20 protein-coding genes, 1 tRNA gene and 1 pseudogene are annotated in these 25,058 nt (G+C 37.1%); 7 read left to right on the top strand and 15 right to left on the bottom strand.

All coding sequences use genetic code 11. The annotated features are described in order from the left end of the window. Positions 1 to 24: 24 nt before the first annotated feature. The 8 genes from ACWPVE_RS20585 to gndA form a co-directional block, all read right to left on the bottom strand. Positions 25 to 1,002, bottom strand: coding sequence for a ring-cleaving dioxygenase (locus tag ACWPVE_RS20585; RefSeq protein ID WP_453996648.1), 978 nt, complete (start codon positions 1,000 to 1,002; stop codon positions 25 to 27). A 191-nt stretch (positions 1,003 to 1,193) separates the two neighbouring features. Then, complete coding sequence (locus tag ACWPVE_RS20580; RefSeq protein ID WP_453996646.1) at positions 1,194 to 2,075, bottom strand: LarC family nickel insertion protein; 882 nt, start codon at positions 2,073 to 2,075, stop codon at positions 1,194 to 1,196. A gap of 2 nt (positions 2,076 to 2,077) precedes the next feature. After that, a complete protein-coding gene (gene larB, locus ACWPVE_RS20575) occupies positions 2,078 to 2,833 on the bottom strand; it encodes a nickel pincer cofactor biosynthesis protein LarB (RefSeq protein ID WP_453996644.1) in 756 nt (251 codons plus the stop codon). 71 nt (positions 2,834 to 2,904) lie between these two features. Beyond that, entirely contained in the window at positions 2,905 to 4,377 is a 1,473-nt protein-coding gene (locus ACWPVE_RS20570; RefSeq protein ID WP_453997668.1) for a gluconokinase, read from the bottom strand. A 446-nt stretch (positions 4,378 to 4,823) separates the two neighbouring features. Then, positions 4,824 to 5,624, bottom strand: a complete 801-nt coding sequence (gene larE / locus ACWPVE_RS20565; protein ID WP_453996643.1) for an ATP-dependent sacrificial sulfur transferase LarE — start codon at positions 5,622 to 5,624, stop codon at positions 4,824 to 4,826. Between the two features lie 218 nt (positions 5,625 to 5,842). Next, positions 5,843 to 6,613 carry an SDR family oxidoreductase gene (locus ACWPVE_RS20560; RefSeq protein WP_453996642.1) on the bottom strand — a complete coding sequence of 257 codons (771 nt, stop codon included), beginning with the start codon at positions 6,611 to 6,613 and terminating at the stop codon, positions 5,843 to 5,845. 70 nt (positions 6,614 to 6,683) lie between these two features. Then, a complete protein-coding gene (locus tag ACWPVE_RS20555) occupies positions 6,684 to 7,952 on the bottom strand; it encodes a lactate racemase domain-containing protein (protein WP_453996641.1) in 1,269 nt (422 codons plus the stop codon). A 366-nt stretch (positions 7,953 to 8,318) separates the two neighbouring features. Further along, positions 8,319 to 9,731, bottom strand: coding sequence for an NADP-dependent phosphogluconate dehydrogenase (gndA, locus tag ACWPVE_RS20550; protein ID WP_453996639.1), 1,413 nt, complete (start codon positions 9,729 to 9,731; stop codon positions 8,319 to 8,321). Between the two features lie 382 nt (positions 9,732 to 10,113). Here gndA and ilvD point away from each other — a divergent pair, with 382 nt between their 5' ends. Beyond that, complete coding sequence (gene ilvD, locus ACWPVE_RS20545; protein ID WP_453996637.1) at positions 10,114 to 11,793, top strand: dihydroxy-acid dehydratase; 1,680 nt, start codon at positions 10,114 to 10,116, stop codon at positions 11,791 to 11,793. 168 nt (positions 11,794 to 11,961) lie between these two features. Next, entirely contained in the window at positions 11,962 to 12,501 is a 540-nt protein-coding gene (locus ACWPVE_RS20540) for a 3H domain-containing protein (RefSeq protein ID WP_453996636.1), read from the top strand. A 56-nt stretch (positions 12,502 to 12,557) separates the two neighbouring features. On the opposite strand, the gene htpG is transcribed toward ACWPVE_RS20540, so the two are convergent. From htpG to selB, 4 genes are all read right to left on the bottom strand, one after another. After that, a complete protein-coding gene (htpG, locus tag ACWPVE_RS20535) occupies positions 12,558 to 14,438 on the bottom strand; it encodes a molecular chaperone HtpG (RefSeq protein WP_453996634.1) in 1,881 nt (626 codons plus the stop codon). Positions 14,439 to 14,560: 122 nt separating this feature from the next. After that, the gene (locus ACWPVE_RS20530) at positions 14,561 to 15,475 is read right to left on the bottom strand and encodes a CBASS cGAMP-activated phospholipase (RefSeq protein WP_453996632.1); all 915 of its coding nucleotides are present in this window, start codon (positions 15,473 to 15,475) and stop codon (positions 14,561 to 14,563) included. Positions 15,476 to 15,566: 91 nt separating this feature from the next. Next, complete coding sequence (locus ACWPVE_RS20525; RefSeq protein ID WP_453996630.1) at positions 15,567 to 15,800, bottom strand: SelT/SelW/SelH family (seleno)protein; 234 nt, start codon at positions 15,798 to 15,800, stop codon at positions 15,567 to 15,569. A gap of 13 nt (positions 15,801 to 15,813) precedes the next feature. Further along, entirely contained in the window at positions 15,814 to 17,694 is a 1,881-nt protein-coding gene (gene selB / locus ACWPVE_RS20520) for a selenocysteine-specific translation elongation factor (RefSeq protein ID WP_453996628.1), read from the bottom strand. Between the two features lie 130 nt (positions 17,695 to 17,824). Here selB and ACWPVE_RS20515 point away from each other — a divergent pair. The 5 genes from ACWPVE_RS20515 (at position 17,825) to phnC (ending at position 21,544) form a co-directional block, all read left to right on the top strand. Next, positions 17,825 to 17,921, top strand: a tRNA-Sec gene (locus ACWPVE_RS20515). A 53-nt stretch (positions 17,922 to 17,974) separates the two neighbouring features. Further along, the gene (selD, locus tag ACWPVE_RS20510) at positions 17,975 to 19,027 is read left to right on the top strand and encodes a selenide, water dikinase SelD (RefSeq protein ID WP_453996626.1); all 1,053 of its coding nucleotides are present in this window, start codon (positions 17,975 to 17,977) and stop codon (positions 19,025 to 19,027) included. A gap of 86 nt (positions 19,028 to 19,113) precedes the next feature. After that, positions 19,114 to 19,989: a phosphate/phosphite/phosphonate ABC transporter substrate-binding protein gene (gene phnD / locus ACWPVE_RS20505; RefSeq protein ID WP_453997666.1), complete on the top strand. Its 876-nt coding sequence runs from the start codon at positions 19,114 to 19,116 to the stop codon at positions 19,987 to 19,989. Positions 19,990 to 20,000: 11 nt separating this feature from the next. Continuing rightward, complete coding sequence (gene phnE / locus ACWPVE_RS20500) at positions 20,001 to 20,756, top strand: phosphonate ABC transporter, permease protein PhnE (protein WP_453996624.1); 756 nt, start codon at positions 20,001 to 20,003, stop codon at positions 20,754 to 20,756. A 50-nt stretch (positions 20,757 to 20,806) separates the two neighbouring features. Beyond that, positions 20,807 to 21,544 (top strand): phosphonate ABC transporter ATP-binding protein, encoded by a 738-nt coding sequence (gene phnC / locus ACWPVE_RS20495; RefSeq protein WP_453996622.1) that lies wholly within the window; start codon positions 20,807 to 20,809, stop codon positions 21,542 to 21,544. 143 nt (positions 21,545 to 21,687) lie between these two features. Here the strand turns inward: phnC and ACWPVE_RS20490 are convergent. From ACWPVE_RS20490 to ltrA, 3 genes and pseudogenes are all read right to left on the bottom strand, one after another. Continuing rightward, positions 21,688 to 23,014, bottom strand: a pseudogene (locus ACWPVE_RS20490) (IS1182 family transposase). Between the two features lie 155 nt (positions 23,015 to 23,169). Continuing rightward, complete coding sequence (locus ACWPVE_RS20485) at positions 23,170 to 23,448, bottom strand: group II intron maturase-specific domain-containing protein (RefSeq protein ID WP_453997664.1); 279 nt, start codon at positions 23,446 to 23,448, stop codon at positions 23,170 to 23,172. A gap of 6 nt (positions 23,449 to 23,454) precedes the next feature. Continuing rightward, complete coding sequence (ltrA, locus tag ACWPVE_RS20480) at positions 23,455 to 24,453, bottom strand: group II intron reverse transcriptase/maturase (protein ID WP_453996620.1); 999 nt, start codon at positions 24,451 to 24,453, stop codon at positions 23,455 to 23,457. Positions 24,454 to 25,058: the final 605 nt, after the last annotated feature.

Here is a 25,058-nt window from a genome sequence, read left to right as displayed (position 1 = left end):
AAAATGAGACATCTCTAATAAAAATTACTCTTTTATAAACTCCTTTGTGCTTCTAACAGTATCGATTGGTCGAACGTAATTTTCAATCTCTTTACGCTTTGGCTCTAAGAATGGTGGTAAAGAAAGTTTTTCACCTAGAGTTTCATATGGTTCATCTCCCATAAACCCTGGACCATCTGTAGCGAATTCAAATAGGATTCCAGGTGCTACCCTAGAATAGAGTGATCCGAAGAAGAAACGATCTACAAAACCTGATGTTTGGAAACCGAACGTGCGTAATTGTTTATCCCACTCGTCAAGCACTGATTTATCTTCGACACGAAAAGCGGCATGGTGAACTGTCCCAAAACCTTGTTGCCCTGGAGGGAGTATCGTGTTATTCTCAACGACAATTTGAGCTCCATTTCCACCTTCACCTACTTCAAATAAGTGGAATGAACCCTCGTGTGCAATTTCTCTGAACTGTAGAACCTTTTCAAGCATTTCTTTAAAGAAATCAAAATGCGCTGTACGAATGAATAATGGTCCTAAGCCTGTAATCGCATATTCTAATGGAATGGGTCCTTTTTGCCATGGTGTCCCCGAAGCAACTCCCTTATTATGTTCATCTGAAACTAATTGATATTGCTGGTCATCAAAATCAACGAAAGATAGTGTTTTTACCCCGAATTGTTCCTTTACTCCAAAATGTTTCACATTTAATCGGTCGAAACGTTTTACCCAATAATCGATTGCCTCATCGGTTGGTACACGGAATGATGTTTTGTTTATTTCATTTGTCCCATGTTTTCCTTTTGGAATACCAGGAAAATCAAAGAAAGTCATGTCAGTACCTGGACTGCCTGTATCATCTGCAAAAAATAAATGATAGGTTTGGATATCGTCTTGATTCACAGTCTTCTTTACCAATCTCATTCCTAATACATAAGTAAAAAACTCATAGTTTTTTTCTGCACTACTTGTGATGGCTGTAACGTGGTGGATTCCTTTTAAACCGTTCATAATTATATGCCTCCAATATAACTGTCCCTTATATTATCTACAGGAAGTTAATGATTTAATATGAAATTAAAATTACCTTTGGTTAAAATATCTTAAATTCAAGATAATTATACAGTGTAAACGAATATGTGTCAATAAACAGATGTTAGATGAAAAAAAGTCCCCACATCTCTGTAGGGACTCTTCTTGAATTATTCTCCAATAACTACACGAAGAACATTAGGTCGGTCTTTAAATGTTTTTGTACCTGCACCATACCCGATTGAAGAAACTTTCATCGATGGAAGGCTGCAAAATTCATCCGTAAGTACAGAAATAATCCCTGCCCCAGTTGGAGTCGTAAGCTCAAATCGTATATCACTTTGTTCAATTGGAACTCCTTTTAAAATTTCAAGTGTTGCAGGTGCTGGAACTGGATAAATTCCGTGATCAATATGGATTCTTCCTGTACCAACAGGTACTGGAGAAGATTTTATCGTAGTAATGTTAAGTTGTGTTAGTAAAATAGCTACTCCAACTATATCAATAATGGAGTCAACAGCACCTACTTCATGAAAATGGACCTTCTCTAGAGGTAGTCCGTGAATGAGCCCTTCTGCCTCACCGATTTTTCTAAAAATCTTTAGTGACATTTCTTTTACTTCAGGGGCTAATTCACTATTTTCAATCATTTTTACTATATCTTTATAGGCACGATGTGAATGGTCATGGTGGTGATGATGATCGTGATCATGTGTATGTTCATGATGATGACTATGGTCATGATCGTGAGTATGCTCATGGTGATGGCTATGAACATGATCGTGAGTATGTCCATGGTCATGTTCATGAGTGTGTTCATGATGATGGTCGTGATTATGACCATGGGTATCACTTTTTAAAATAACATTAAATTTTGTTGAAGTAATTCCGTTTTTGATGACCTTTTTCCAATTCAATTCGTATTCATCTTGAAAATGTAGTTTTTTTAACTCCTCAACAAGATGATGTGGGTCTGCACCTGAGTCAAGTAATGCTCCAATTACCATATCCCCACTAATTCCAGAAAAGCAGTCAAAATAGAGTGTTTTCATAATTATTTTTGTTCTCCTTTACGAGCAAGTTGGTCAATCAAGACCGCATTGTATGCTCCGCCGAAACCATTATCAATATTCACCACACTAATTCCAGATGCACAAGAATTAAGCATGGTTAAGAGAGCTGACAGTCCGTTAAAGTTTGCCCCATACCCAATACTTGTAGGAACGGCAATGATGGGATGAGAAACTAAACCACCAACGACACTTGGTAGTGCGCCCTCCATACCTGCAACAACAACGGATACATTCGCCTGTTGAATTTCTTCAATATTATCAAGTAGGCGATGGATTCCAGCTACCCCAACATCATAAAAACGACGAATATTACTACCCAACACTTCTGCTGTGATGGCAGCTTCTTCAGCGACTCTTAAATCAGAGGTTCCAGCACAAATGATGGCAATAAAGTGATTACTTTCGTTATGTACCTGTGTATGGTCTTTCCAATAAAGAATTTGTGCTGTTTCATTGTATATAAATTCAGGGTTTGATTGTAAGATAAATTCCGCTTTTTCCTGATTAATTCGGGTTACAAGGACACGATCTCCGCGACCTTTAATTACATTGACAATTGAAAGAATCTGTTCCTTTGTCTTTCCCTCACCAAACACAATTTCAGGAAAGCCCTGTCTGTTTTTTCGATGGTGGTCAATTTTAGCAAACCCTAAATTTTCATAAGTAGCAAGTTGTTGCTTAGCACTCTCGATACTTAACGTTCCTTGCTTTACTTGCTCTAATATTTCTTCTACCATATTTCACACACCTTAATCGATATAAAATCGATGGTTCTTGAAGCGTCAGTAGTCACTGACGCCAAGATTACTTAGAAATGTTTTACAATATCTTTTTCAATCGCAACATATTTTTCAAAAATGGTTTTATATTTTTCATGAGTTTCCATATTTGGAACAACTGGTTCGCCCATTGGAATATTATGTTTAATTTCTTCAAAGGAATTAACTTTACCTATACCAACCAACGCTGTCCATGCTGCGCCCCATGCAGCACTATGATGTGTTTCTGGTACATATACTTCTTTCCCAAACACATCAGCAAGCATTTGAAGCCATAAGGATGAGCGTGCTAGACCACCGTTTACATAAAGCTTATTCGTTTCTCCAGCTTGTTTCTCTAGTGCCTTGCCGATTTGGTATAAATTAAATGTAATTCCTTCTAATACAGCGCGAACAAAATGTTCTGTTTTATGTGTAACAGACATTCCAAAGAAATTTCCTCGTGCATTTTGATTCCATAAAGGAGCTCTTTCTCCATTTATATATGGGTGGAAAAATAAACCGTCTGCACCAGGTTCAACCTTTGAAGCTTCTGCGGTAAAATGATTAAAGTCTTTCTGATAGTTAAGAGTTTCTTTTAACCATTGTAGGGCAATTCCACCATTATTTGTTGGACCACCTACAATAAAATATTCTTCCGAGAATGCATAACAGAAAGTTTCATGGTCTTTATTTGATTGGAAGCCTTTTGTAAACTGACGAATAGCTCCACTTGTACCAACAGTTACCGCAACTTCTCCAGGTGAAATAGCACCTATACCTAAATTGGCAAATTGACCATCGGCAGCACCGATGATAAATGGCATTTCACTTGAGATCCCCATTTCTTCAGCAATTGTTGGATTGATGCTTGTTAATTGATAAGTTGGTGGCACAATCGTCGAAAGCATGTCTTCTGTAATACCAGCTTTATCGAGAACTGCTGCATCCCATTGAAATGTCTTCCCATTAAACATTCCAGTTGCAGATGCCATCGAGTAATCAATCACGCGCTCGCCAAACCATTTTAATAGTAAATATTCTTTAATGGATAAGAAATAGTTTGATTGAGTATATGGAATATAATCGACTTCCTTCATCCAAATCAGCTTTGCTAACGGTGACATCGGATGAATCGGCATACCAGTTCTTGAATAGATTTCAAGACCGTTTGTTTCCATAAGTTCAGTTGCTTGTTTAGTACTTCGTCCATCTGCCCAAATAATAGCTTGAGAAAGAGCTTCTCCATCCTCTCTCATACAAATAATGGAATGCATGGCAGCGGAAATACCTAAGCTAATAATCTCTTCCTTGTTAACATTCGCTTGCTTGATGGCCATATTTATAGCCTTTACAGCAGAACGTTCAATTTCATCAGGATCTTGCTCGACCCAACCTTGTTTAGGGTAATATGAGGTCACTAGATCCTCTGCTTCTGCAACTACTTTACCATCTAAAGTAAAAACTACTGCTTTTGCACTGGTTGTCCCAAGATCGAGACCAATAACGTACTCATGTGACATACCTACATCTTCCTTTACACGTTCTATATGATGTTCAAAAATGGTTGAAAATGACACAACGAAAGAGATATTTCCATTAGATTCCATTACATCCTGAGGAACCGTGGTGACTGGCTTCTCTATTCCTAACATTTTATTCAAAGCCACATTGGTTTAACTTTCATGCGTGGGACGTAACGATTTTTGTCGTCGTGGGTCTTTTTCATAACCTTTTGAACTCGTATTTCGTTTGAATCTTTGTTAGTTTGTGACTTAATGTTACCATATTATTCTTTCCAAAGAAAAAGCTTTGGAAAGATTCCAAAGCATTCTCATTAGAAAAGCGCAAGGCGCGCTAGCTTAGGTTACACTGAATAAGACAAGTGCTGATAGATGGTACAATACCTTCATAAAAGCGGTTGACTTAGACTGCAAGAACCGATGGCGCCTGGAGCTCGTAATAATCTTTAAGAAAGTACTTTATTCATACTTCCACTCTTGTAACCGACTAAATCTAGTGTGATATATTTATAGCCAATTGAGTTTAATTCTTTTGAAATAGTTTCATGGTTCTCCAAAACGATTTTCATATCATCTGGTTCAACCTCAATCCGTGCAATTTCCTGATGTGTACGAACGCGGACCTGACGAATATCTAATGATTTTAGAAAGCTTTCTGCCTTTTCAACTTTAGTTAATTTTTCAATTGTGATTTTTTCACCGTAAGCAATCCGTGAAGATAGACATGCAAAGGAAGGTTTGTTCCAAGTTGGCAAATCAAGCTCACGGGATAATTCCCTGATTTCATCTTTAAAAAGATTTGCTTCTTGTAATGGACCACGTATGCCTTTTTCTTTGGCTGCTTTCATACCAGGACGGAATTCATTCATATCATCTGCAATAACTCCGTACACTACATTGTGTAAACCTTCTCGTTCCATAACAGGAAGGAGATGATCAAACAGACTGCTCTTACAGAAGTAGCAACGATTCCGATCATTCTCAGTATATCCTGGAATAGCAAGCTCTGATGTTTCTATCACACGATGATTGGCACCTATATGTTTTGCAAGAACTTGAGCTTCTTTTAACTCAGTTGAGGGATAGGTTTCTGAATCAGCTGTTACTGCAAGTACATTCTCTTTCCCTAGTGTATCAACAGCTACCTTAAGTAAAAAGGTACTATCAACACCACCAGAAAATGCAACGACAACAGATTCCATCTCTCGGAGAATTGACACAAGCTTTTGATACTTTTCATCGATCATTTGCCTTCTCCCCTTTGCTCCCAGTTGTAAATTAGTACTTTTATATTTATATTGTTTTAAAAAAATAAAAGAAGGTGAAAGTGTCCCTACTTTTTTAGTTACCCATTCTTGGGTAGTACACTTAATCAGACATATACGGGCAGTTGGGTTCCCACTTATCTTCTAGTTCCTTAGAATTGTAAAGTGGGAATCTGACTGCCCGGAAAGAGTGGAATAGATTAGATAGTCATAGCTCCGAATCCACCGTCAACGCGAAGGAATGTTCCAGTTACAAAGCTAGATGCTTTTTCACTTGCAAGGTAGATTGCAGCTCCTTTAAGCTCATCAGGGTTTCCGAAACGATTCATTGGAGTGTGACCCATGATAGATGCAACACGCTCTTCACTTAAGATTTTACGATTTTGTTCAGCTGGGAAGAATCCTGGAATGATTGCATTTACACGAATGCCGTGTGGTGCAAATTCTCTAGCCAAAAATTGAGTCATGCTGTTAACACCAGCTTTTGAAACTGAATACGTAAATACTTTAGAAAGTGGTGTTGTAGAAGACACAGAAGAAATATTAATAATACTTCCTTTGCGTTCTTTGTCGATCATTTTCTTAGCGAAAATTTGTGTTGCAATGACATAACCTTTTAGGTTTACATCCATGATTTTGTCATACTCATCCATATCAAGTTCGAAGAATGGAGTTGGGCTATTCATACCAGGTGCGTTAAGAAGAATATCAATTCCACCTGACCAAGCTTCAATTTCGCTTGCAGCCTTTTCAAGTGATTCACGGTCAAGTACGTCTGCTGTGAATGCTTTTGCAATTCCGCCCTCTGCCTCGATTTCTTTTACAACTGCTTCCGTTTTTTCAAGATTACGTCCAACAATGGCTACTTTTGCGCCTTGTTCTGCAAAACCTTTACAAATAGAAGAACCTAGTACACTATTTCCACCGATTGCTACTGCTGTTTTTCCAGTTAAGTCGAATAAATTAGTCATGTCAATTCCCCATTTCTTTATGTAGTTAGAACTATTAACTTGAAACGGGATCTTACCCCCGTTTCAAGTTTTAAAGTAAGTTTCCGTTTTCGTCAAAATTGAATTCATAAGGTTCAGATGCCTGCTCCATATTTGGATGTTTCTGAATGTATTCTAGAAGGGCTTCAGATACCTCGATTTCACTCACATGTAATGTATCTTTTATACGGACCATTTTAACTTTTGTAAAGTCTAAGATATTACATGTCTTAATAGCCGCTTGAATAGCTTCTTTATCATTGGGTAGTGTAGTTGCAATTTTTGTTGGTGCAACAACTGTAGAAGTTAACCCATTTGCATAGGTGAATTCACGGTCCATTTTATCAACTAGACGTTGAGTTGTGAAATCAGCTGTTCCTACACCATTTGCATTTCCTTCTGTTTCTGGAGTAAGGTCTAGGACAACCATTTTGTTCACATCAGGGCCACCGTGTGCATACGGAGTTGGGTACCGTCCCGTAATATTAGGATCCATACCGTCCCCACTTATGTTTTTACCAATTTGATCAATGATAAGAACATCAATTTGGTCAAAGAATAATTTTGGTAGTAATTTTTTAGCTTGGGCTTGAAGCTCAGGTTCTTTTTCGACAACTTCGTCTGGAAGCATAACTTCAAGTCTTGCAACACGATCAAAAGCATTTTCAACTGTAGCAACACCAAATAGGAATGGTGTTTTTTCCATAATCATTTGAGCCATTGCTGGAACATTCTCAGCCATGTATTTAAACCCTAATTGATGGCATGCCTCTGCGCCTTTTTGCTTGCCGAGACCAATGCTGATCATTTTTTGGATTCCACTTTCCACTGAACCACGGAAAGCTGTATGTGGTTTTACTCGGTTGATGACAACAATGCCATCTGCTTCTGATGCATACTTATCTATATAAACTGGTAAGCCATTTGGTAATTCACCAAGTTTTATGACTTCCATTGATGATCGAATTTCACATCCAGCACTTTCTTCTGTCACACCGAGATGTTTTAACACTTCTCGTTGTCCTTCACCAGTTGCGCCACCATGGCTACCCATACTAGGTACGATGAATGGTGTTGCACCTTGGTCTTTGATGAACTGAACAGTTGTTTTAGTGATATCAACCAGCGCGTCAATTCCACGACTTCCAACTGCAATGGCAATTTCCATGCCTGGTTTGATCGTTTGTTTTACTTCATCTCGTTGAAGTTTATTTGTTAATTCTTCTACAAGATTTTCGATTTTTGAATCATCAAAGTTTTGTTTCACTTTCACCATTTTTGGAACAGGAATATCCTTTAATAACTCTTGGAGAATACCCATAAAAGACTCCCTCCTTATGAACATTAGATTTATAAAAATAGTTTACGTATGTTCAGAATACAATGTCTCTTATATTCCTATTAAACAACAAAACATTTGGAGGCTTAAATATGTAATCCCTTACATCTAGAGATGGGGTTTTTACAAAACAAAAGCCGGGGTTTCAATGTTGAAACCCCAACAATGTTTTTTCTCGCATTCACTGGCAGTAAGATCTCCGCTTCTATACTTCAGGGGAAAATCAATTGTCAGTAAAAGCTAGACAAGAAATACAAGGACTAAATTCGTCACGTTCTGTGACAGCGTCTTTGTGACCCAACTAACATGAAGTGGGAGAAGACCTCTCCTACTTCATGAAGTTTCATTTTATTCCATCCAGTTCGTATGGAATGTACCTTCTTTGTCCACACGTTGGTAAGTGTGAGCACCGAAATAGTCACGTTGTGCTTGAAGAAGGTTTGCAGGTAAAGTTTCAGTGCGGTAGCTGTCATAGTATGCAACTGCACTTGCGAAACTTGGAACAGGAATTCCGTTTTCAACTGCAAGTGAGATTACTTTACGTAATGAAGCTTGGTAACCTTCTGCAATTTCTTTGAAGTAAGGGTCTAATAATAGGTTTGGTAATTGCGCATCACGATCATATGCATCTTTGATTTTTTGTAGGAATTGCGCACGGATGATACAACCACCGCGGAAAATCATTGCGATTTCGCCGTAGTTTAAATTCCAGTCATACTCGTCAGATGCTGCACGCATTTGAGCGAAACCTTGTGCATAAGAAATAATTTTACTTAAGTAAAGTGCTTTACGTACAGATTCAATAAGTTCTTGTTTATCTCCATCAAATGGTTGTACAGATGGTCCAGAAAGAACTTTGCTTGCTTTTACACGCTCATCTTTCATAGCTGAGATGAAACGAGAGAATACAGATTCAGTAATGATTGGTAGTGGAACACCTAAATCAAGAGCATTTTGGCTAGTCCATTTACCAGTACCTTTTTGACCTGCAGTATCAAGAATTAGATCAACAAGAGGTTTACCTGTTTCTTCATCTTTTTTAGTGAAGATATCTGCAGTGATTTCAATTAAGTAGCTGTCTAGTTCACCTTTGTTCCATTCAGCAAATACTTCATGAAGTTCGTCTGTACTTAATCCAAGCACATTCTTTAAGATGAAGTAAGCTTCACAGATTAATTGCATATCTCCGTACTCGATACCGTTGTGTACCATTTTCACATAGTGCCCTGCACCGTTTGGTCCAATATATGTACAACATGGGTCACCTTGTACTTTCGCAGAGATTGCTTTTAGAATTGGTTCAACTAGCTCATAAGCTTCTCTTTGACCACCTGGCATAATAGAAGGACCAGTTAATGCTCCCTCTTCACCACCAGAAACCCCAGTTCCAATGAAGTGAATTCCAGTAGATTCTAATTCTTTGTTACGACGGATAGTGTCTTGGAAGAATGTGTTTCCACCATCAATTAGAATATCATTTTCTTCAAGATATGGTTTTAAAGATTCGATTGTTGCATCAGTTGCTGCTCCAGCTTTAACCATTAATAAAATCTTACGTGGCTTTTCTAATGAATTAACGAATTCCTCAATTGTTTTTGCACCAACAAAGTTTTTGCCAGCTGCTTCATTATTAAGGAAATCTTCTGTTTTTTCATATGAACGGTTAAATACAGCTACAGAGTATCCTCTGCTCTCTATGTTTAACGCTAGGTTTTTACCCATTACAGCCAATCCAACTACACCAATTTGTTGCTTAGTCATAAAAATCATACCTTTCTCAGTTATGTAATAGAAATAGAAAACAAATCATAAAGTTATTTTGTGTATCTTTTAATGGATTATAACATCTATTTAAAAGATTATGGTGATGCAAATAATTAATTTGTTTCCTAAACTAACTATTTATATATAGAAGAATATACTGTTTACATCAATTCGTCAACTATTGAAATTCATAGATTCTATAAAATTATTAAACTTTTATTTTTTGAAATATCTCAAAAACTATGAAATTTTATAATTGATTATCTAAAAAATAGTGTTACAATGAGTAATAATTTAAATTTTTTGATTTTACTTTATTCTACAAAAGTGTTCTACTTTAATTGAATGAAAGTAAATTTTAAATTGGAGGTAAAATTAGATGTCTGAATTACGTAGTAATATGATTAAATCAGGAATTGATCGTGCTCCTCATAGAAGCTTGCTTCGTGCAGCAGGAGTAAAAGAAGAAGATTTTAACAAACCATTTATTGCAGTAGTAAACTCATATATTGATATTGTTCCAGGACATATTCATTTACAAGAGTTTGGAAAAATCGTGAAAGATGCCATTCGTGAAGCTGGCGGCGTTCCATTCGAAATGAACACAATTGGTGTTGATGATGGAATTGCGATGGGACATATTGGAATGAGATATTCTCTACCAAGCCGTGAAATTATTGCTGATTCAATAGAAACAGTTGTATCTGCTCACTGGTTTGATGGAATGGTCTGTATTCCAAACTGTGACAAAATCACTCCAGGTATGATGATGGCTGCGATGCGTCTAAATATCCCTACTATCTTTGTTAGTGGTGGTCCAATGAAAGCTGGTCGCGATGCTGCTGGTAACCCACTTAACCTAAATTCAGTATTCGAAGGAGTAGGCGCTTATCAGTCAGGTAAGATTGACGAAGCAAGATTAACAGAAATTGAACAGTTTGCCTGTCCATCATGTGGTTCTTGTTCTGGTATGTTTACTGCTAATTCTATGAACTGTTTAGCAGAAGGACTTGGACTAGCTCTTCCTGGCAATGGTACAATTCTTGCTGTTTCAGAAGAAAGAAAAGAATTTGTTAAAAAATCAGCGAAACAATTAATGAATTTAATTGAAAAAGATATAAAACCACGTGATATCGTGACAGTTGAAGCAATTGATAATGCATTTGCGTTAGATATGGCAATGGGCGGTTCTACAAATACTGTCCTTCACACTCTAGCAATAGCAAATGAAGCTGAGATCGAATATTCATTAGAACGTATTAATGAAATTGCAGCACGTGTTCCACATCTAGCAAAAATTGCTCCTGCTTCTGACCATCACATTGAAGATGTCCATGAAGCTGGTGGCGTTAGTGCAATTATTAATGAACTACTTAAAAAGCCAGGTGCAATTGATGGTGACCGTATAACAGTTACAGGTAAAACATTGAGAGAAAATGTAGAAGGCTGTGAAATTACTAATCATGAAGTGATTCGTCCACTTGACAATCCACATTCTGAAACTGGTGGATTAGCTATTTTATTTGGTAACCTAGCTCCTGAGGGTGCTGTCGTTAAGGTTGGTGCAGTTGATCCAGCGGTTGGCGGTTACCACAGAGGTCCTGCTATTTGCTTTGATTCTCAAGAGGATGCATTATCAGCAATTATAGTTGGTAAGGTAAAAGAAGGCGATGTCGTCGTGATTCGTTATGAAGGCCCTAAAGGTGGCCCTGGAATGCCAGAAATGTTAGCACCAACATCCCAAATTGTTGGTAGAGGTCTAGGTGCGAAAGTTGGTTTAATTACGGATGGACGTTTCTCAGGAGCATCAAGAGGTATTTCAATCGGACATATCTCTCCAGAAGCTGCTGAAGGTGGTCCAATCGCATTTGTTCAAGATGGCGACTACATTGAACTTGATTTAAACAACCGTACGATTAAATTAGAAATTTCGGATGAAGAAATGGAAAGACGTAAGGCAGAATGGAAAGGTTTTGAATCAAAGGTGAAAAAAGGCTACCTTGCTCGCTATTCGAAGCTAGTGACAAATGCAAGCACAGGTGGAGTCATGAAAGTTTAATCACTTCTTCCTACTAAACAGCTTGATTCAGTTGAATCAAGCTGTTTTTCGTGATTCATAGAAATTGTGTAGTTAAATACTTATTGTTAAAATGAGTAGTGTATATGAACCAATTTCCAAGATAGTCGATACATTTAGAAAGAGTTATTTTTAAATGGAGTGAAAATCATGAGCGGAGATCGAAAGCTACTAGGGGAAAAACGAAGAGAAACAATCATAAAATGGCTAAAAGAAAGTCCAACACCCATTATTGGCGAGGAACTATCAAAACGAGCAAATGTCAGTCGCCAAGTAATTGTTCAAGACATTTCTTTATTGAAAGCAAAAAACGAACCAATTGTTGCGACGAGTCAAGGTTACATCTATTTGGAGGAGCAGCCATTGCAGGAAAATTTCTCGCGCATTATTGCCTGTAAACACACACCTGAGGAAACGATGGATGAACTCAATCTTCTTGTTGATAATGGTGTGACAGTTCGTGATGTCATTGTTGAACACCCTGTATATGGAGAAATTACGGGATCATTAATGATAAAGAATCGATTCGAAGTTAAACGTTTTGTAGAGAAAATATCCGAAACAAACGCCTCCCTGCTCTCATTGTTAACGAATGGTGTACATTTACATACGATTGAAGCAGATTCCGTTGAAAAATTAGATGCAGCCTGTGGAGCCTTACGTGAAATGAAAATCTTACTAAGTGAATAGTCAATAATAAAAGGCAACAGTCTAACTTAATTTGACTGTTGCCTTTTTGAATAGATTTACACCATAACCTTACAAATATCATTTGAAAACTCTACTGGGTCTTGAATTGGTAGACCTTCGATAAGAAGTGCTTGGTTATACAATAAATGCGTGTATAAATCTACTTTCGTTTTATCATTTTCAAATGCATTTTTTAAAGATTGGAAGACTTCGTGATGAACGTTAATTTCTAATACTTTATCAGCTTTGATGTTTTGATTGTCTGGCATTGCATTTAGGACTTTTTCCATTTCAATCGAGATCTCGCCCTCAGATGATAAGCAAACTGGATGAGTTTTTAGACGCTTAGATATTCTCACATCAGTTACTTTCCCTGCCAGTGCATTTTTCATATATTCAAGGAGTTCTTTATTTTCGTTCTGTTCTTCTTCAGTCGGTTGGTCAGTATCGCTTGGTTCAAAGCCTAAATCACTACTTGATACGGATTTAAATTCTTTTTCTTTATATTTTTGGAGCATTTTAATAGCAAATTCGTCAATATCTTCAGTGAAATAAAGAATTTCAAAGCCTTTATCAGCTACTAGTTCTGTTTGTGGGAGTTTGTCGATGCGTTCAACAGATTCGCCTGTTGCGTAATAAATATACTTTTGATCTTCTGGCATTCTTGATACATATTCATCAAGTGTAACAAGCTTTTTCTCTTTGGACGAATAGAAAAGTAACAAGTCTTGTAGAGTTTCTTTATGACTACCAAAATCACTGTAGACACCAAATTTTAATTGTCGACCAAAGCTATTATAAAACGTTTCGTATTTTTCACGATCATTTTTTAGCATGCTTTGCAATTCGCTTTTGATTTTTCTGTTAATATTTTTTGCAATTAATTTTAATTGACGGTCCTGTTGAAGCATCTCTCTTGAAATATTCAGTGATAAATCTTCGGAATCGACTAATCCCTTTACAAAACTAAAATGGTCTGGAAGTAAATCAGCACATTTATTCATAATTAAAACGCCATTAGAGTATAACTCCAAACCTTTTTCATATTCCTTTGTGTAATAATCAAACGGAATATTTTCTGGAATATACAAAATCGCATTATAACGGATTGTACCATCCACACTGATATGAATATGTTTTAATGGTTTGTCAAAACCGTAATGCTTTTCGTTGTAAAATTTTTCATAGTCTTCATCGGTTAACTCATTTTTGTTCTTTCTCCAAATTGGAACCATACTATTGATAACTTGTTCTTCTGTAACTTGCTCGTATTCAGATTCGCTTCCTTCTTTAAGTTTGCTTGTAGTGACATCCATCTTAATTGGATAGCGGATGAAATCTGAGTACTTTTTAATGATTGACTTTAAGCGATACTCTTCCAAAAACTCATCAAAAGAATCGTCTTCTGTATTTTCTTTTATTTTTAAAATGATATCAGTACCAACCGTATCCTTTTCAACCGTTTCAATCGTGTATCCATCTGTACCCGTTGATTCCCATTTAAACGCTTCCTCACTACCTAACGCTTTACTGATGACCGTCACTACATCAGCAACCATGAAAGCAGCATAAAACCCAACACCGAATTGACCAATGATATCATGTCCATCTTTTATTTCGTTTTCCTTTTTAAAAGCTAACGAACCGCTTTTTGCGATTGTTCCAAGGTTTGTTTCAAGCTCTTCCTTTGTCATCCCAATCCCAGTATCAGAAATGGTAAGAGTTCGGTTTTCCTTATCTGCTTTGATTTTTATGTAGTAGCTATCTTTATCAAATTGATAACGGTCATCCGTTAATGCCTTATAATAGATTTTATCAATTGCATCACTTGAATTTGAGATCAATTCTCGTAAAAAGACTTCCCTTTGTGTGTAAATAGAGTTGATCATCATTTCTAATAATCTTTTAGATTCTGCTTTAAATTGTTTTTTTGCCATGCTAAATCTCCTTTCCAATAAATCGATAGGTATTCTTTTGATCATATTAGCACTCGCGGACTCGGAGTGCTAATGCCCAATTTTTTAATACCATATTTTAATTTCTCTGTCAAATATGTATATCAATTATCATTCAAAAAAGTTATGATCTCCTCTTTCTGTTTTTGAAAGGATTGTTCACCAAGTTTAATAAGTAAATCGACGTATTCAGGTGCATCAAAAGGAATCTCTTGGCCAAGATCTTCATTAATACGAAAATAATTATCGCCTAGAAGATGTTGACAATGATACGTTACAGATTCTGATGATAGATGTAGAGCTAAGTCCAATAACTTTGGTGTCATTCTCATAGAAGGAAGATGAAAAGGAAGCCATGTATTTACCCCCCATTCATTTTTAGTTTCGATTGAAAAATCAATTTTTTGTAATCCTGTTCCGATCGACATAATTTGAATATCTGCTAGTTCTTTTTTAAAATGGTGTTGTGCCTCCGTAATACATACGAGAGACGGATTATTTGCCCACAGTCCCCCATCAATAGCTAAATAGCGGTTATTAATGTTATTAGGCGGGAAAAAGACAGGTGCAGAACATGATGATAAAACGGCATCCCATAGTTTTATCGATTGATCACTTTGTTCGTCGTTTCCATAATTCGATCGATGGACAAACGGGTTACCGTGAGTAATATCAACACTTGGGATAAGTAATGGTTTACCTATATCAGATAGCAATATCTCACCAAAAGCTTCCTGAATATAGTGACGCAAGTATCGATCACTGTAGACGCTCTTTCGAAGTCCAAATGTTGATTGTTTCGTGAAAATTTTTTTTCCGTATTTAATATAACTATCCTGTACATCTCTCATGTCTAATTTCATAACCGTAGAAGCAGCAACAATGGCCCCAGTGCTAGTCCCTGCAACCATGTCAAACATATCTGAAATGGGTTGGTTAAATTCTTTTTCGATCTCTTGTAAAATGGCAACAGCATATACTCCGCGAATTCCGCCCCCATCAATACATAGGATTTTCATATTATTCACCTATTTGAGTTTATATTTTTATTAGTGTTCCCTCTGGAGAATGTAGGTATAAGTGGCAAAAAAAGATGCCCAAAAAGGGCACCTAAATTTGCTCCATTGCTGTCATAATTTCTTCTGGTGTTGGGAATCTTCCTATCTCTTTTTTGGAGAAGACCTTTTCTCCGTTTACAACTACTTCAAATACCCCTCCTGAGGCAGGAATGAGTTCGAAGTTCGTAATTTTTTGCCTGAAATGTGAGAGTAGTATTTCCGCAAGACCTGCGGCTTTTGGTGCATAGTTTCATTGCATGCAAAATTCAATGGATACTTTGTACATGTCGAAAAACCTCCTAATGTTTGTTTTTCTTTATCCATACCCTATTCCCTTCTTGCCGTTTTGTTAAATTTAGAAGATCTAACAACTCCAAGAAAGGAATGAGATATTTTCGTGATAAGTTAAGAATGTCTTTTGCTTCAGAGAGGCTAAACTGTTCTTTTGTATTTGCTCTTAATCTATTTACAGTATATTCAAATGCGTGTTTGTGTATTAACGTCTCATCATTTAGTAAAAATGCTTGTTTTGTTTTTATTAGATATGTTTTTAGCTCATTAGAATCACGATTCGTAAGAGCTGCCTCTTTTATATATTCAGTCCATTTTTTAGGTTGTACTCCGTCATGTAGTAAGGAAGAAACAATCTTTTTCATGTGACCACTTGCAAGGTTTGGTTGAAAATTTGATAATGATAGATATTGATCTTCTTTCTTAATTTCTTGATTTTTAATTAGTTCATCAAGACAAAAATCCAGTATATTTTTATCTTGATGAAGTGCTTGAATAAGTTCTGCTTTACTCATACCTATTCGTAATGGAAAGTCTTTGTGATAAACCATTAATGTATGAAGGACATCTTCCTTTAACGCTGAAACAGTTCGTGTAGTACAATAGCCACTATTAAATATTTTTAAGTATTTGCCTGTCGATAAAATCTCAGCAACTGTTCCCTCTGGTAACGAAGATAATCGGATCAGCTCAAGCTTGGATAATAACGTATATCTATGGAGTAGATTATCTATAACCTCTGAAGGTGAACTCTCCATTTGCATTCTGAGCATAGTAATAGTTTCTACACCAAATCGGTATTTTCCTCCTAACGGCTGAATAATCCAACCACCACCAATCGTTTCAACTGGGGTGGGTCTTCGCAAGATAAAGCGATCGCCACGTCGTACAACAATCTCTTCATCTAGCCGAATCTGACAAAGGATTTCATTTTCTGATCCATCTAAGACATTTCGATCAAAAAAGACAATTTTACCATAAGACTCTTTCGTACCTACATGTAGCTTAACTGGTGAACGTTGTTTAAGGGGCATTGCTAGTTTTGTGACTAGCTGTAATGAAACATCAATTGTATTTGTAACCTGGTAGTTTTCTGAATCAACAAGTACGTCACCCCGTTTTATTTCCTCTTTTGAAACTCCCGTTATATTAAGTGCTGTGCGTTGGCCTGCCTGTGCTTTCTCTGTTACTTGGTTATGTACTTGGATTTGTCGAATCCTCACTTTTTTACCTGATGGTAATAGAGTGAGTAATTGCTCTTTTGTCACACTGCCTTCAAAAATGGTTCCTCTAATAACCGTACCATGCCCTTGGACTGTAAATACTTGATCGATTGGTAATCGAAATGAACCGTTACGATTCTTTTGAGCTAAGTCATTTAACTCTATCTGAATAGCGTGTTTTAGCTCAGGAATCCCTTTACCAGTTAGACTATCAACGAAAAGAATGGGGGCTTTTGTATAACCGATTTCCTTAAGTAATTCTTTGATTTCTTCAAAAGCGAGTTCGAGCAAATCGTCTTCTACCTTTTCTATTTTCGAAACGACGACCATACAATTGGTGATACCCAAAAATCTTAAGATCTGAAGGTGTTCTTTTGTTTGTGGCATGACCCCTTCGTCTCCAGCAATGACTAGTAAGACAAGATCAATCCCAGCAACACCCGCAATCATTTGCCTAATGAAACGCTCGTGACCAGGTACATCCACAATCGATACTTGAATATCATTGTCTAGTACAAGTGGTGCAAAACCAGGTTCGATTGATATTTTGCGTTCCTTTTCTTCCTTTAAGCGGTCGGTGTCAATCCCAGTTAACGCTTTTGTTAGTGTTGTTTTACCATGGTCAATATGTCCAGCCATACCAATTGTATAAAATACATCAGCCATGCTTTTCCTCCTCTCTTATAAAGTTCCATTCTCATTAACTCTACTTTACTAGTTGGCTCGAGATGAATTCAAGCATGATAATTATCATTTGCCTAAAAAAGAGGTTCCTGTATATAATGAAAGATAGTTTGGGGCTGGCTGGGGTGCTGGTGTCCCCCTGGGTCTTCAAAACCCTGAGGGAGGCGCGTGTCGTCTTCGGTGGGTTCGATTCCCACACAGTCCCGCCATAATTAATCTTCTACTATTGAAATGTAAATATAATGTGAAAGGATTGAAGTCGATGTCTAAAAAGGAAGAAATCATTAAATTGACCTCCCTTTCAACAAAAGCTGGCTGAGGATGCAAAATCGGTCCTGAGGACCTGACGCAGGTTCTGCGTCATTTACCCAAAGCAACACCAAATCCCAATTTATTAGTTGGACTTGATACTCCTGATGATGCAGGTGTGTATAAAATCAATGATGATCTTGCGCTTGTACAAACACTGGACTTCTTTACCCCCATTGTGGATGATCCATTCATGTTTGGACAGATTGCCGCGGCTAATGCTTTAAGCGATGTCTATGCAATGGGAGGAAAACCGATTACGGTTATGAACATCGTCGCCTTTCCTATTCATACGCTAGATAAAAGTATCTTAGCAGACATTCTTGCTGGAGCTGCTGAAAAAGTAAAAGAATCAGGTGCTTCATTAGTTGGTGGTCACTCAATTGATGATAAGGAACCAAAATTCGGATTGTCCGTAACTGGTACTGTTCATCCTCGTAAAATTCGTACTAATCATGGCGCAAAGCCTGGTGACCGACTTATTATAACCAAACCAATTGGAGTTGGGATTTTAACAACAGCAATTAAAAGGGAATTGTTGGATCAAGAAAATATTAAAAAAGTGACTGACGTCATGGCAGCCTTAAATAAAAATGCGGCTGAAGTCATGGATCGTTACCATGTAAATGCTTGTACAGATGTAACTGGTTTCGGTCTTCTAGGACATGCAATGGAAATGGCTGAAGGAAGTCAAGTTGGAATCACCATTCAATATGAAAATGTACCAATCTTACCGAGAACCAAAGAACTTGCTGAGCAAAAAGTAGTTCCAGGAGGAACGAAGAAAAACCATGCATGGTTAGCAGAACGTGTAGAGTATAGTGCAAACGTAGACGAATTGGATCAACTCATATTGTGTGATGCGATTACCTCTGGAGGACTTCTCATATCTGTTCCAGAAACAGATGCAAAAAAATTAGTTGAAGAATTACGTGATAAGAATGTTGAAGCTCACATGATCGGTGAGGCAACCAGTGAAAATCCTGGTTATATTAAAGTGATCTAAAGGACTCTCTTAGTTAGAGTCCTTTTCAAGTTGATTGGAAATAATAACATCTATGAAATTATAAATGAGGTGTGTCTATTTTGAAAATGAAAACCATTTATGTTTATCTACTTGTTTTTACACTATTACTCACTGCCTGTAACTTCGGTGATAGTGAAAATAATAAAGAAACTTTCACAATTGGAGTGATCCCCGTCCAAACAGTTGGCGAAATGGAGACGGCCATGGATAAACTGCAAACGATTTTAGCAGAAGCACTTAACCGTGATGTTTCTGTTGATGTATATCCAGACTATAACGGTGTAGTTGAAGCGATGAATTATGACAAAATTGATATGGCCTATTTTGGACCATTAACATATGTTGTTGCCCACGAAAAAAGCGGCGCAAAAGCGATCATTACGCAATTAATTGACGGAGAGCCTTTTTATCATTCGTATATCATTACTCATAAAGATAGTCCGTTACAGTCTATTGAAGATTTAGTAGAAAATGCAAAGGAAATTGAATTTGCTTTTGGTGATATTAATTCAACTTCAGGTTCTCTGATTCCTTCGATTGAATTACAGGATCGAGAAGTTTATCAGTCTGAAAATGAACATCAGTTTAAATCTGTTCGATTTACTGGGTCACATGATGCGACTGCCTTGGCCGTTCAAAATAAACAAGTTGGTGCTGGTGCCATCGATAGTGCTATCTATAATCAGCTAGTTGAAACTGAGAAAATAGACGGTTCGTTATTAAAAATCATTTGGCAATCAGAAAAATTATTTCAGTATCCGTGGGCTGTACACAAGAATACAGACGAAGAAACAATTCAAAAGCTTAAGGATGCCTTTTTAGCTATTAATGACGAAGAAATATTAGCGGCATTTGGTGCAAGTGGTTTTACAGAAGCATCAGATGAGGACTATGACAGTATCAAGCAAGCTGCAATCAAACAAGGAATTATCAATGAATAGAGCTGATTCACATGTGGTTTAACCGAAATACCTTTTTTACTGTAGTTCTACTATTAGTTGCAATCATTATTAGTATGAAATTAACGGAATTTGATCTTTCAAAATTTCGTGATTTTCGAAATATGATTGATTTTCTTTCACATTGGTTTCCAATGGATTTTTCCGTATTGCCAAAGATGCTTCTGGATACCGCTGAGACCCTAGCAATGGCATTTCTAGGAAGTGTTTTTGGGTTAATGATTGCATTACCAATCAGTTTTCTTTCAGCAAAAAATACTTCACCATCAGGAATTGTTTACAATTTGGTTAGAATCTTTATGAGTTTTATTCGTTCTATTCCAGAAATTGTGTTTGGATTAATACTCTTAACGGCATTAGGTCTTGGTCCCTTCCCTGCTGTATTAGCCATAATGTTTCACAATATCGGGGTACTTGGAAAGTTAATCTCTGAACTGATAGAATCGACTGACCCTGGTCCACATGAAGCCATGAGAGCAGTTGGTTCAAAAAGCTGGCTAGCAGCATTATTTAGCATTCTTCCTCAAATATGGCCAAATGTTTTGTCTCAATATTTCTATCGATTTGAGGTTGCAATCAGGACCTCACTCATACTTGGTTTTATTGGTGGCGGTGGGATTGGTCAACGTCTTTTTAATGATTTTAAGAGCTTTCAGTATTCATCCGTGTCGTTAGATGTTTTATTAATCATGTTACTTGTCATCCTCGTTGATTCGTTCGGAAGCTTTATTCGGAATAAAGTCATTTAATAACAGATGTACATACATATATACTCGGATTTGATTGGAGTTTGAAACAAATGATTGAATTAAAAGATGTAACCGTCTATTATCAAAATGCAAAGAAACCTGCAATTCACTCAATAAATCTAAGCTTTGGTGAAGGGGAATTTGTCTGTGTGTTAGGTAAAAGTGGCGCTGGGAAATCAACGCTTATTAGGTGTATGAATGGTCTTCAAAAACCCACATCAGGTGAAGTGTTTTGGGATCGTGATCCTTTGACGAAGAAAAATAAAGAACAACAGCGACTCATTCGTAGAGAAATCGGAATGATTTTTCAGCATTTTAACTTAATTCCACGCTTAACGGTCTTGCAAAATGTATTAACTGGCATGTTCGGCTATCGGAGTTCGGTGAAAAATTTATTTGGAATCTTTTCGAAGGAAGAAATGAACGAAGCAAAACATGTGTTGGAAGTTGTCGGTCTTTTAGAATATGAAAATCGACGGATCGAGCATCTAAGTGGAGGTCAAAAACAACGAGTTGGGATCGCTCGAGCATTAGTTCAAAAACCACGTGTGTTTTTAGGTGATGAACCAGTTGCAAGCTTAGATCCAGGTACTGCTATTCATATTTTCACTTTAATCAAGGAACTACATGAACGCCATAACCTCCTATCTGTTATGAACTTGCATGATGTTGAATTAGCTAAAAAATTCGCTACTAGAATCATTGCATTAAAAGATGGGGTCATTATTTATGACGGTAATCCAATAGATTTCACCGAAGGTATTTTTAAACAAACGTATCACTCATGAAAACAATTCCTTATTAGGAAGGAATTGTCAGAGTGTAGAGAAAGGGGTATTTTTTCTCTACACTTTTTGTTTTCGGTGGTTTTTGTAGTTGTAAGTTGACATTATTCTTTATCAAAAATCTTGAAAATATCACTCCCAACCATCTAGCCTTGCTTGGCTAGGTGGTTGGCAATCTTTTTCATGTTCTGGCAGGCTGCTGTAAGTAATACCTGCTCACTAGCATTTTTAATTCCCCGTAACCTACAGTAGCGAAGCCCATGCAGCTCTTTTGAGTCTGCGAAGCTTCGCTCTACGGTTTCTTTTCTAAACTTATAAAGAATTTTCCCTTCCAGAGAGAGGCGATTTAGCCTCACCTTATCTTTATGATCTTCCCAAACATGACGAGTAACAACTTTTTGCTTATTCCGGGATCTAGTGCATTGTTCAAGAAGAGGGCAGGTTGAACATTTCTTGGGATCTGACTTGTACTCTCGGTAACCTTCTCTTGTAGTTGAACGATATGTTAGTTCCTCGCTATTTGGACAAACATAAATGTCATTTTCTTTATTATATTTAAACTTCCATTTTGGAAAGAGTCCTTTTGTTGGTTGATACCTTCTATGGGCAATAACTCCAAAGATCTTACGATCTGATAATCCTTTGCAAATCGGATTAGTTAAGTATCCAGAGTCAAGAGCAACAGCTTCCACATTAAAGTTAAATCGTAAGATTTGACGATCTAAACGGCTAAGATATGGTATTGAATCATGGACATTACCTGGAGTTACGAATGCATCAGTTATAATGTTAAACTTCAAATCTGTTGTCCGATGGTCTAAATAACAGAACATCTCTTGCTTATTGTCTCGCGACATAAACCCACTTTCTGGATCTGTGGTACTTACTCTAATCTCTTTTGTTTCTTTCACCTCCTCCTTTTCCTTTAAAGGCTTTTTTCCGTGTTCAGCACGATCTTCTTCAATTGCCTTATTTAACTCATTTAAATATTCACGAGTTTCTACTTCAACTTCTTCCCTTGTAAATTTATGTTTATTCGCATTAGCTTTGAGATGAGTGGAGTCCGTAAATAAGACTCTTCCGCCAACCATTTTGTGATTCATTGCAAGAAGAACAATTTCATCCTTTAAAACGCTTATGACGATTCCAGCTTATTGTGGAATGATGTGGTACAGGATCTTTAAATCTGAGACCTAAAAACCAACGATATGCGACATTAAGTTTTATCTCTTGTTCAAGCTGTCTTTCGGAACGGATACCATAAAAATATCCAATAAACATCATTTTAAAAAGAACAAGAGGGTCGATCGAAGGTCGACCATTATCTTCAGAGTAGTAAGGTTTTACTCTCTCAATTATAAAAGAAAAATCTATGTATTTATCTATTTTTCGTAACAGATGGTTATCTGGAACAAGCTCGTCAATTGATACAAATTCAATTTCATTTTGTGTATTTTCCCTAGTATTTAACACAATATCACCAACCCTAATTTATTAAATATATTATAACATATTAACGCGGTGAATTATTAAAGTGTATCAAAAGAATCGAGTAGGAGGAGGTGATTAACCTCCGACCTCTCACACCACCGTACGTACGGATCCGTATACGGCGGTTCAATTTTATACTAAGCATGTACTTTCATGTAGTGTTCTCTACACGAGATTAGCCCAAACTGGGCTAATCTTTTATTTGTTATAGTTGTAGTAAGCACCCACGAATAGGCAATGCGGACTGCTCCTTTACTTGTATGGCTATATTGGTATGCATTATGTTTGTTCATTCCAAGTTTGATTAAATTTTTCCTGCGATTTTTGGCTGTTTTCCATTTCTTCCAAATGCAAGTTCTTAATCGTACTCTAATGTGTGAATCTATATCACCTAACAATGTTTTCATATAGCCAATTTTAAATTAGTTCACCCAGCCTCGTGTTAGTTGATTGATTCTTTCAACCTGATACTTCGTATCAACACCCCAGTTTCTCCGTGTTAGTTGTTTCAACCTAAACTTGAAGTTTTCTACTGACTTTTGATGTGGTTTTGCTTTGTACAAATCCATTTGATAATCTTTAAAGAAACCGAATCCTAGAAATTTCATGGAGGGGTCATTTGGTCTTGTCACTTTCGTTTTACTGGCATTAACAATCAAGCCTAGTTTTTCTTCTATGAACCTCGTAACTGACCTCATCACTCGTCTCGCAGACATCTCGCTTTTGACCATAATAATGCAGTCGTCAGCATATCTAACAAAACGGAGACCTCTTCTTTCAAGTTCCATATCCAACTCGTTAAGCATGATATTGCTGAGTAAGGGTGATAAGTTTCCTCCTTGCGGAGTTCCTATGACTGTTTCTTTATAGTCTTCGTTGATTTGTACTCCACTCACTAAGAACTTACGAATTAGTGAGATGACATCACCATCGTCTACTGTTTTTGATACAAGGTTCATTAGTCTATCATGGTTGACCGTGTCGAAGAAACGTTCTAGGTCAATATCTACAATCCAATCGTGACCCTCGTTTAGAAATTCTAAAGCTTGTACTATAGCCATCTCTGCATACCGACGTGGTCTGAATCCATAACTATATTCACTAAATTGCCTATCAAATATGGGTGTAAGTACTTGTGCAATTGCTTGTTGGATGACTCTGTCTTTGACCGTTGGTATTCCCAAGAGCCTAACTCCGCCGTTTGGCTTAGGAATCTCCACTCTTAATACGGGAGAGGGTTGATACTTTCTTTGGCGAATTTGTGAGATGATTTCATCCTTATTTAATGCCATATATGCCCCTAATTCCTCTACGGTCATTCCATCTACACCAGCTGCACCTTTATTCTTTTTCACCTGCTTGAATGCCAGGTTAAGATTATCCCTGTTTAGAATTCTATCCAGTAGTTTTTCCTCGTACATGCTTGTTATTTCCTTTCTGTCTCGTGAAGGCGGTATCCACTTTGTCGCTTATGTGCCAGTGGTCTATTTCCTCTTCCAATCGAGATTTCTATAACGATAAAATTGTTCAGCCCTTCGCTCCTTCTAACTTTCATTAGACATCTTCACTACTACGGCTTCTGCTGACTTCTCACTATCCAGTCTTATATCTCTATAAGATTTTGGTATAGCCTAGTGAGACCTCCCCAGTTAAGGTACGAACTCTTTCCCTCCATCTATCTGCCATATTTACAACGTATGAAACTAATGTAGCTATTGGACTTTAACTTCTTATGCAGTCTTATCCTCATACGTTGCCTCCTATATGGTTTCTGTTCGTCAGACCGGAGGTTTGCCTCGAGCTTCCTTCAGATTCCACGTCGCCATGAACACCCTTGCTTTTGGCTATGTGCTTACCGCTACAAGGTCGCACTCGGGACTTTCACCCGTTAGAGTTCGCCCATGCTGGGCGAACATAAAGGCTGTCGAGACTTTCTCGACAGCCTGACAATTCCTTATTAGGAAGGAATTGTTTTCTTTATTAAGAATTGTTATACTTCTTGTATATTAATAGAAAAGAAGGTACA

The sequence above is a fragment of the Bacillus nitroreducens genome, assembly GCF_964021195.1.
Note: the sequence above shows the minus strand (reverse complement) of the source record. Positions and strands in the feature narration are given on the sequence as shown.

Coding starts and splice junctions, on each gene's coding strand:
- phnE (WP_453996624.1), top strand. CDS start 20,001: ATGTGGTTTAACCGAAATACCTTTTTTACTGTAGTTCTACTATTAGTT.
- larB (WP_453996644.1), bottom strand. CDS start 2,833: ATGGTAGAAGAAATATTAGAGCAAGTAAAGCAAGGAACGTTAAGTATC.
- phnC (WP_453996622.1), top strand. CDS start 20,807: ATGATTGAATTAAAAGATGTAACCGTCTATTATCAAAATGCAAAGAAA.
- ACWPVE_RS20540 (WP_453996636.1), top strand. CDS start 11,962: ATGAGCGGAGATCGAAAGCTACTAGGGGAAAAACGAAGAGAAACAATC.
- ACWPVE_RS20530 (WP_453996632.1), bottom strand. CDS start 15,475: ATGAAAATCCTATGTATTGATGGGGGCGGAATTCGCGGAGTATATGCT.
- ACWPVE_RS20555 (WP_453996641.1), bottom strand. CDS start 7,952: ATGGGTATTCTCCAAGAGTTATTAAAGGATATTCCTGTTCCAAAAATG.
- phnD (WP_453997666.1), top strand. CDS start 19,114: ATGAAAACCATTTATGTTTATCTACTTGTTTTTACACTATTACTCACT.
- ltrA (WP_453996620.1), bottom strand. CDS start 24,453: ATGTACGAGGAAAAACTACTGGATAGAATTCTAAACAGGGATAATCTT.
- ACWPVE_RS20570 (WP_453997668.1), bottom strand. CDS start 4,377: ATGTCACATGAGTACGTTATTGGTCTCGATCTTGGGACAACCAGTGCA.
- gndA (WP_453996639.1), bottom strand. CDS start 9,731: ATGACTAAGCAACAAATTGGTGTAGTTGGATTGGCTGTAATGGGTAAA.
- ACWPVE_RS20560 (WP_453996642.1), bottom strand. CDS start 6,613: ATGACTAATTTATTCGACTTAACTGGAAAAACAGCAGTAGCAATCGGT.
- ACWPVE_RS20580 (WP_453996646.1), bottom strand. CDS start 2,075: ATGAAAACACTCTATTTTGACTGCTTTTCTGGAATTAGTGGGGATATG.
- selB (WP_453996628.1), bottom strand. CDS start 17,694: ATGGCTGATGTATTTTATACAATTGGTATGGCTGGACATATTGACCAT.
- larE (WP_453996643.1), bottom strand. CDS start 5,624: ATGATCGATGAAAAGTATCAAAAGCTTGTGTCAATTCTCCGAGAGATG.
- htpG (WP_453996634.1), bottom strand. CDS start 14,438: ATGGCAAAAAAACAATTTAAAGCAGAATCTAAAAGATTATTAGAAATG.
- ACWPVE_RS20585 (WP_453996648.1), bottom strand. CDS start 1,002: ATGAACGGTTTAAAAGGAATCCACCACGTTACAGCCATCACAAGTAGT.
- ilvD (WP_453996637.1), top strand. CDS start 10,114: ATGTCTGAATTACGTAGTAATATGATTAAATCAGGAATTGATCGTGCT.